At 27.6% G+C, this 8,849-nt stretch carries 9 protein-coding genes; 6 read left to right on the top strand and 3 right to left on the bottom strand.

Annotation, left to right across the window (positions count from 1 at the left end; all coding sequences use genetic code 11):
• On the top strand, window positions 1–123 hold a 123-nt coding region (locus ACYUEX_RS17915; protein WP_460289367.1), incomplete at its 5' end, for an IS3 family transposase.
• A 98-nt stretch (window positions 124–221) separates the two neighbouring features.
• Here the strand turns inward: ACYUEX_RS17915 and ACYUEX_RS17910 are convergent.
• The 3 genes from ACYUEX_RS17910 to ACYUEX_RS17900 form a co-directional block, all read right to left on the bottom strand.
• Window positions 222–1,016 carry a permease prefix domain 1-containing protein gene (locus ACYUEX_RS17910; protein WP_460289365.1) on the bottom strand — a complete coding sequence of 265 codons (795 nt, stop codon included), beginning with the start codon at window positions 1,014–1,016 and terminating at the stop codon, window positions 222–224.
• Window position 1,017: 1 nt separating this feature from the next.
• Window positions 1,018–1,353: a PadR family transcriptional regulator gene (locus ACYUEX_RS17905; RefSeq protein WP_460289364.1), complete on the bottom strand. Its 336-nt coding sequence runs from the start codon at window positions 1,351–1,353 to the stop codon at window positions 1,018–1,020.
• Window positions 1,354–1,607: 254 nt separating this feature from the next.
• Window positions 1,608–1,784 carry a hypothetical protein gene (locus tag ACYUEX_RS17900; protein WP_460289363.1) on the bottom strand — a complete coding sequence of 59 codons (177 nt, stop codon included), beginning with the start codon at window positions 1,782–1,784 and terminating at the stop codon, window positions 1,608–1,610.
• A 139-nt stretch (window positions 1,785–1,923) separates the two neighbouring features.
• Here ACYUEX_RS17900 and ACYUEX_RS17895 point away from each other — a divergent pair, with 139 nt between their 5' ends.
• From ACYUEX_RS17895 to ACYUEX_RS17875, 5 genes are all read left to right on the top strand, one after another.
• On the top strand, window positions 1,924–4,269 hold the full coding sequence (locus ACYUEX_RS17895) for an ABC transporter ATP-binding protein/permease (RefSeq protein ID WP_460289361.1): 2,346 nt from the start codon (window positions 1,924–1,926) through the stop codon (window positions 4,267–4,269).
• A gap of 98 nt (window positions 4,270–4,367) precedes the next feature.
• Entirely contained in the window at window positions 4,368–5,042 is a 675-nt protein-coding gene (locus ACYUEX_RS17890; RefSeq protein ID WP_460289360.1) for a response regulator transcription factor, read from the top strand.
• Window positions 5,039–6,100, top strand: coding sequence for a HAMP domain-containing sensor histidine kinase (locus tag ACYUEX_RS17885; RefSeq protein ID WP_460289359.1), 1,062 nt, complete (start codon window positions 5,039–5,041; stop codon window positions 6,098–6,100). Before ACYUEX_RS17890 ends, ACYUEX_RS17885 begins: the two co-directional genes overlap by 4 nt.
• 129 nt (window positions 6,101–6,229) lie before the next feature.
• Window positions 6,230–7,075, top strand: coding sequence for a MurR/RpiR family transcriptional regulator (locus ACYUEX_RS17880; RefSeq protein WP_460289358.1), 846 nt, complete (start codon window positions 6,230–6,232; stop codon window positions 7,073–7,075).
• Window positions 7,076–7,379: 304 nt separating this feature from the next.
• The gene (locus ACYUEX_RS17875; RefSeq protein ID WP_460289357.1) at window positions 7,380–8,834 is read left to right on the top strand and encodes a hypothetical protein; all 1,455 of its coding nucleotides are present in this window, start codon (window positions 7,380–7,382) and stop codon (window positions 8,832–8,834) included.
• The last annotated feature ends 15 nt before the right edge of the window (window positions 8,835–8,849 follow it).

The raw sequence follows: 8,849 nt of genomic DNA, 5'->3' as shown, positions 1-8,849 counted from the left end.
AGAAATGAGATAGACCGATATATGACTTATTATAATGAATATAGATATCAATGGAACTTAAAGAAGATGACTCCTGTTCAATACAGAAATCATCTTCTTAACTTAGCACGGTCTTTTTCATAATGTCCTTTACAAGGGGTACATTTTACTGAATAATACGGTATTTTTTATTAATTTTACTTTAAAATATTTTTGTGTAATACATTAAAATTTTGAAGAAACTATTTGTTTAAAAATGAACTTTTTAGATAAACTTTATTAATAATATAAACACATAGTAATACTGCTGAAACCACGAATAAATAGTTAGATACCTGACCTAATCTATTAGGCAGTCTATTTACTACTTTATCCCAAGATTCCTTATGCTTCTTATAATCATAATTAGCCTGATCCTCTGTTGTATTAGTATGAATGCTCCAGTTATTTCGCCTACTTAAACCACCATGTCCGCCATTAATCATATCTTCTGATACATCTTTTTTATACTCGTATTCAATACTTGAGTTTGGTTCATATTCTAATCTAATGTAATATAACCCATTGTTATTTTGTTTATTAAATTCATCAAGTAATTGAGTTATTTCATTCTTTAAGCTTTCATCCAGAGAATCTTTATCCTGAATTTTATTTCTTATAGTTTCAATTACATATGACGTAGTGTTTTTATCATATTTAAAATTATTTTCATCTCTATTGATAAATTCATCTCCTATGTCAATGGAGAAAAATAGACATGCAACTATAAATGTAATTAGAGTAACTTTTTTCAATGCCTTGGAAAATTTATTTTGCTTTTTTAGGATTAGGTTCATTTCACTTATAACAACCTTTTCACTACCAAAATTTGATATTGCTTTATTAATACTTTCTTCCTCAGTTAATCCTTGCTTTTTCAAATCTGCTACTTCTTCAAGCAAATGAACCTTTGTTTCTTCTTTTATGATTTTTGTTTCTTCATCTTTTTCATCAAAATTCCTATAGATTTTTTCTATATACTCTTCTATCCTTTTCATACTATTTTACCCCCATAAAATTATCTAAAATTCTCTTTAGATCATACCACTTCTCAGAACTTCTAATAAAATTTTCCTTTCCTTCCTCAGTGATGGAGTAATACCTTCTTCTCCCTCCACTTGTTCCTTCATTATCATTCCAATACCCTCTAAGGTACCCTTTCTTTTCTAACCTTTTTAGTGCAACATACAATGTAGCTTCTTTAATTTCATATTCGTCTTTTGATTTTTCTTTAATTTTTTTAACAATTAAATATCCATACATATCTTCATCATACAGGGCTGATAAAACAATTGAGTCAATATATCCCTTAAGTATTTCCTTATCAAATTCCACTTACAAGCCTCCTTTTAAAATATACTACTTAATATTATTAAGTACATATATATATTGTAATATATAGTACTATATATTATCAAGTAGTTATTCCTAGATTTTACAATTATTTTCTTCTCTTAAATTTAATTTCACAAAAATAAAAAGACACTCCTTAAGAATGTCTTTGCTTCACCATATTATTAAGATTGTGACTGATGATTAATTAAGTAATTGGCACATTCAAAGTGTTCATTATTTACAAAAGTACTATATTAATAAGAGAAATCTTCAGATTGTCTTAATGTTCCTATAATTATTTTATTTATCGCATATCCTTTATTTTCCATTTTGAGTGTATATTTTATATTGTTTAATTCTAATATATTTCTTATTTCATTATATCTTTTAATTGATGTTCTTCTATATAGTAACCGTCTATTCCAAAACACAAAATCACCATCTTATTATTAACTTATCATTAATAATATTTACTTCGCAATAATTTCAAATTGCTAAGTTCATATTCAGTTCATAAAACTAAAATATCATGTAATCTATGGTAGTAAAATCTATTATAGGAGGGAAAGTATGTTATCGCTAAAAAATATAAAAAAGTCATATGTAACAGGTGAGTTTAAACAAATTGCTTTAGGTGGAGTAAGTTTAAATTTTAGAGAAAATGAATTTGTAGCTATACTAGGGCCAAGTGGCTCAGGAAAAACTACTTGTTTGAATATTATTGGAGGATTAGATAAGTATGATAGTGGAGATTTAATCATTAATGGAGAATCCACTAGAGAATTTAAAGATTCCCATTGGGATGCTTATCGTAATAACAGCATAGGATTTGTTTTTCAAAGCTATAATTTAATAAGTCATTTAAGTATTTTAGATAATGTGGAAATGGGAATGACTTTAAGTGGAGTTTCTTCATCTGAAAAACATAAAAAGGCAGTAGAAGCTTTAGAAAGAGTTGGATTAAAGGATCATATACATAAAAGACCTAATCAACTTTCTGGTGGGCAAATGCAAAGAGTTGCTATAGCAAGAGCACTTGCAAATGATCCAGATATAATATTGGCTGATGAACCTACAGGGGCTTTAGATACTAAAACTAGTATTCAAATTATGGATCTTATAAAAGATATAGCAAAGGATAAGCTTGTTATAATGGTAACACATAATCCAGAGCTTGCTAAAGAATATGCTGATAGAATAGTAGAATTTAGAGATGGGAATGTTATTTCTGATTCTAATCCATTAGAGGAAGAAAAAAGTAACAGTTCATATATTCTTAAAAAGACGAGCATGAGCTTTTTAACAGCTCTGAAACTGTCAGGAATGAATATTAGAACTAAAAAATGGAGAACATTTTTAACAGCTTTTGCATCTAGTATAGGAATTATAGGAATAGCTTTAATTCTATCACTTTCAAATGGATTTGATAAACAAATAGATATTTTTGAATCCGATACACTATCAGGATTTCCTATTATGATAAGTCAAAAAGCTGCTGAAGTAGATATAAATAATATGATGGAACATAGTAAAGAAATGAAAAAAGAAATGTCTGGAGATAATGATTCAGAAGGAAAGTATCCAGATTCAAATGTAATTTATCCATATAATACTAAGGAAAATACTTTTATTCATAATAATAAGCTTACAGAAGAGTATGTAAATTATGTAGAAAAAATAGATAATAATCTATTGTCAGGAGTTTCATATACTCGTTTAGTAAATATGAATCTTTTAAAAAGTGATGGGAATGTTGCAGCACCTGTAAGTGTTTCAGATTTAAATTTATCATCATATCCAATTAATTTAGATAAAAATACACCTGGATATTTAGAAACTTCATACGACTTACTTGCAGGTAAATATCCAGAAGGAATGTCAGATTTAGTTTTAGTTGTAGATGAATACAATAAGATAGATACAGCAATTTTAGATGCACTTGGAATAAATAGTGATAAAGAAGAAATTAGTTTTGATGATATTATAGGTCATGAACTTAAGGCTATATTAAATGATGATTATTATAAAAAGTTGGGTAATTATTTTACCCTATCTGGCAATCCTAAAGATATGAGTGAGTTATATAATAGTGATAGAGCAATTCCTCTTAAAATAACAGGAATATTAAGATTAAAGAAAGATGTAACTATACCTGTTTTATCATTAGGGATTGCGTATTCAGATGAGTTAAGTAAATATTTTATAGAAGATGCTAAAAATTCAGAGGTAGCAAAAGCTCAAGAAGTGTCAGATTATAATGTATTTACAGGAGAAAGTTTTGATATAAAAAGTAGCAGACCAGATTCAAATAACACTAAGGAGAATGCACTTGCATCAATAGGAGCAGTTGGTACTCCATATATGATAACTTTATATCCAAAGGATTTCACAACAAAGGAATCAGTAACTAACTATTTAGATAAATGGAATGAAGGAAAAGAAAAAGAGGATATGGTAATTTACAATGATATGGCTAGTACTTTTGTAAGTCTATCAGGAGGAATAATGGATGCTATAACAATGGTATTAATAGCATTTGCAGCAATATCTTTAGTAGTTTCATTAATAATGGTTGGAATTATAACATATATTTCAGTTCTTGAAAGAACAAAGGAAATAGGGGTTTTAAGGGCACTTGGAGCAAGAAAGAAAGATATAACTCGTGTATTTAACGCAGAAACTTTTATAGTTGGAAGTTGTTCCGGGATTTTGGGAATATTAGTTGCTTGGCTTTTAACTTTCCCTACTAATAGTATATTATATAAAATAACTGATTTAAAAGGAGTTGCAGTTCTTAATCCAGTGCATGCAATTATTTTAATAGTTATAAGTGTATGCTTAACTATGCTAGGTGGGTCTATACCTGCTAAAATGGCATCAAAAAAGGATCCAGTTGAAGCATTAAGAACAGAGTAATATAATTAAAGTATAGGCAAATACTATTATGGTATTTGCCTATAATTTTAACTATATTATAATATTTAAAGTAGAGGAATTTTATTAGGGAGATTATAATGATTAATATATTAATAGTTGAGGATGATAAAAATTTAAGACGATTAATGGAAGTCTTTTTAAAACAAAATGGGTATGAGGTATTTTTAGCACAAGATGGAGAAAAAGCAATAGAAATTTTCGAAGATAAGCATATTGATTTAATTGTTTGTGATATTATGATGCCAAAGGTTAATGGATACCAATTAGTAAAAGATTTACGTAGTTCTAATTATGATTTACCAATTTTAATGGTTACAGCTAAAGAAACTATAGAAGATAAAAGAAAGGGATTTTTAGTTGGGGTAGATGATTATATGGTAAAACCAATAGATTTAGATGAAATGATTTTAAGGGTAAAAGCATTACTACGAAGAGCAAAAATATCTAATGAACATAAATTAATAATTGGAGATGTAATTTTAGATAATAGCTCACTAACTGTAACAAGAAATAATAAAGTAATAGATTTAGCTAAAAAGGAATTTTACTTATTATTTAAGTTATTAAGTTATCCAAAACAAATATTTACAAGAAATCAACTTATGGAAGAAATATGGGGAGTAGATATAGAAAGCGATGAAAGAACCGTTGATGTCCATATTAAGCGAATAAGAGAAAAACTAAGCGACTTTGATGAGTTTAAAATTGTAACAGTTAGAGGTTTAGGTTATAAAGCGGAGAAGAATATATGAGAAAGATATACAATTATTTTAGAAACACACTTCAAGGAAAAATAATAATATATTTTTTTACAACAATACTATTAAGTAATATCGTTACTTTCTTCATAGTTTCACCAATAATAAATAAAAAGATTTCTGAAAATGGTAAGTGTTTAATTCCTGAAATTAATAAGTTCCATGGAGTTAAATTTTTAATATTAGGTATAAGTTTTATAATTTGTTTAACGTCTTTATGCTTTATATCAACCATAGTTGTTAAGCAAATAAAGAAATTGACTAAGGCAACAAATGAAGTAGCAGAAGGAAACTTTGATATTTATTTAAAAACAAAAGAAAAAGATGAGATAGCGCAACTAATCTTTCATTTTAATGAAATGACAAAGAAACTGAAAAATACGGCGTACATACAAAAAGACTTTGTCAATAATATTTCACATGAATTAAAAACTCCAATTGCATCAATACAAGGTTTTGCTAAAATACTCAAGAATAATAATTTAAGTAATGAAGAAAAAGATGAGTATTTAAATATTATAATTGAGGAATCTAAAAGACTTGAAAAGCTATCAAGCAATGTTCTTAGGATATCTAAACTTGAAAATCAGGATATATTAGACAATCAAAATAAATTTTATTTAGATGAAAATATAAGGAAAGCAATTCTTTTATTACAAAATAAATGGATAGAAAAAAATATTGATTTTAATTTAGATTTGCCTGTTACTTATTATTATGGAGACGAAGAATTATTTTTACAGGTTTGGACCAATATAATAGAAAATGCAATTAAGTTTTCAAAAGATAGTTATACTATAAATATTTGGATAGAAAAAAGTATTGATTCTATAAAGGTATATATAAAAGACGAAGGGATTGGAATGAGTAAAGATGTAGTAAACTGCATATTTGATAAGTTTTATCAAGAAGATAATTCAAGAAGTGAGTCAGGATACGGGCTTGGGCTGGCAATTGCTAAAAGAATAGTAGAACTTTCAAAAGGAAATATTTTTGTAGAAAGTGAATTAAATAAAGGAAGCACTTTTATTATAAGTTTAAGCAGAACCTAAGAAAATATTTTAGTTCATAAATATATGGATTTTATTTATAAAAGCTATAACCTTAAAATGTAGTTATTTCTTTTGTTTTATAATATAATTACATTATAAAAGTAAAATGATAAAGTAAGAGGGGTATTAATGAAATCTTCACTAGTAAAAGATAGAAATGAGTTAACTAAAGCAGAAAATAAGATTTGTGATTATATAGAAGAATATATGAACAGTAGCATATATATGACAGTTACAGAAATAGCAAATAATTGTGGAGTTGGTGAAGCTACAGTTACTCGATTTTGTAGAAAGTTAGGATTTAGAAGCTTTTTAGAATTTAAAATGACCATGGCACAAGAATTTAAAAATAATGGATATAGTGATGAAGATATTGATGAAGAGGCATTATCTGAAAATGATTCTTTAAGTGCATTTATAAAGAAATTTTATGATACTAATATAAATTCTTTGGAAGAGACTCTAAAAAAAATAGATTATACAAAGATTGAAGAAGTATCAGATATATTAGTTAACGCAAAGAGGATATTCTTTACAGGAGTTGGTCATTCTGGTGTAATTGCAGAAGATGCATATTATAAATTTATGAAAATAGGATTATCTTGCAATTGTTATAGAGATAGTCATACATTAGTGATGATGGCATCATTAATGCAAGAAGATGACGTTTTATTTATTATATCAAATAGTGGAAATACAGATGAAATAAATATAGCAGCAGAAGTTGCAAGAGAAAGTAATGTAAAAGTTATTTCAATTACTGAAAACTTATTATCTAAATTAGCAAGAGTAAGTGATTATGTTTTAAATTATACATATCAAGAAATGAAATTGGATATGGAATCCTTAGGAACTAAAGTATCACAAACTTTTTTAGTAGATTTAATATGTACTAACGTTATAAGAAAAAATAAGGAAGTAGCATTAGAATCTAAAAATAAAACTGATAAAGCTATTGAAAGATTAAACAAATAAAAAACGATGAGGAATTTAATTCTTCATCGTTTTTTATGTAAAAATTCTTCAAACTGCTGAATGTTATTTTCAAAAAAATAGAAAAAAGTTTTCAAAAAGTATTGATGAAAAGGTTTAACGGTGATAATATTAAATAAATAATATAGAAAAATTAAACATTTAAGTAAAAAATGAGAAGTTTAAATTTTAGTTCTGCAGACTAATATTATAAATTTTATAAAGTAGACATAATATGAAATCTTCATAATACAAAAGAAGCTATTTTAAAGCTATGATTAAAATAATATTAAAAGGGGAGAGATATATGAAAAAGTCTACAAAAAAAATAATATGCTTTTTAATTGGAATAGTAGTTGTATTAGGAGTATTTTCTGGAAATGTATATGCTAATTCAGTTGCAAAGTATAAGGGGAGTAGTGTTGCAGACAGTATAAACTGTAAGATACCAGAAGAGCTTAAAGAGGAAAATACACCTAATTTAAATTTAATGTATATGATTTATTTAGAAAACAAAGATGGTGGAAAGATTTATCAGGAATTTCCCGACGGAACAACAAGAATTATGGGAAATGTAATAAGAGCTGGAAAATATCCAACGAATTCTTCAGCAGGATTTTGGGCATCACATTACGATGCTGCTAATGATGGAACCCATTCATGTGTTACAGCTTCAGCATCAAATAATGTACATGTTAGAGTAGGTCCAAATGAAAGTTATGATCCTATAAAGGCAGCAGAAATAACCAAAGAGTCAGTTCCAAGCCTTTCACCTGCAGATATAGAAGCAGCAGGTGTTTGGATGCCTAAACAGTTTACTATAGGAACAGAAGATGATTATGTTTATTCAGAAATAAATAATCCATCAAAGTTTACAGATAGCATAATATATACAGACATACTTGGAGGAAATGAAATATTTGGAGGAAAAAGTGGAGCCTTTGTAGGAAATCCTGTACAATTTTTAGACAATGACGGTGAATGGAAATCTTTAGATTATTACTATAATGGGAGTTACGATAAACCTATTCCTGAAGATCTAAGAATAGTAGTAAGTAAACCTTCAATATCTATTGGATCACCTGTTAGTATAGAATTCGAAAATTGGGCAGCCGGTGATACTGTAAATGGTGAATATAAAGAGTCGAATGGAAGAGTATTATTAAATTATGAAGATGGAACTAGTAAACATATAGCAGATATAATTCAAAGAGTAAGAGGAACTGGGCGATTTGGTGGAAGTGAATATTCACATGTAGGAACTTTTAGGGCAAGTCATCCAGGCGTTATATGTTTATCTACATCTCCAAAGGTAGGGAAAACAAATTGGGGTAAGTATATTGATTATTCTGGGGGAATTCAATTAGTGCCAGCAAACCATGCTAAATTCTTATGTTATAATGTGGATCAAAAATCATTTGTAGATGGAGCCTATTCACAACAACCGCATTATGGAATAATAGCAAGTATTGGATCTACTAAGGAAGAACTGTATAACCCAGAATATGCTCCTAATGGAGAAGTTACATTTGATCCTATTTTAGAAGCAGTAGCTCCACTTTATTCTCAGTATTTAAAACCTAAATATATAGACGGAGATAAAGAAAATAGTACTATGTTTGTCGTATCAGAAGACTTTGGAGAAAGCTGGCAGGAATGTCCTACAATAATGGGATTGACTGGATTTAAAAATCATTCATCATCATTTGAAGAATCACCAGTTGCAAATTGGACAAATATAAAGATAAATTTAAAATATTAATTATGTAGATGGGGT

The organism is Clostridium sp. CTA-7 (assembly GCF_054768095.1).
Note: the sequence above shows the minus strand (reverse complement) of the source record. Positions and strands in the feature narration are given on the sequence as shown.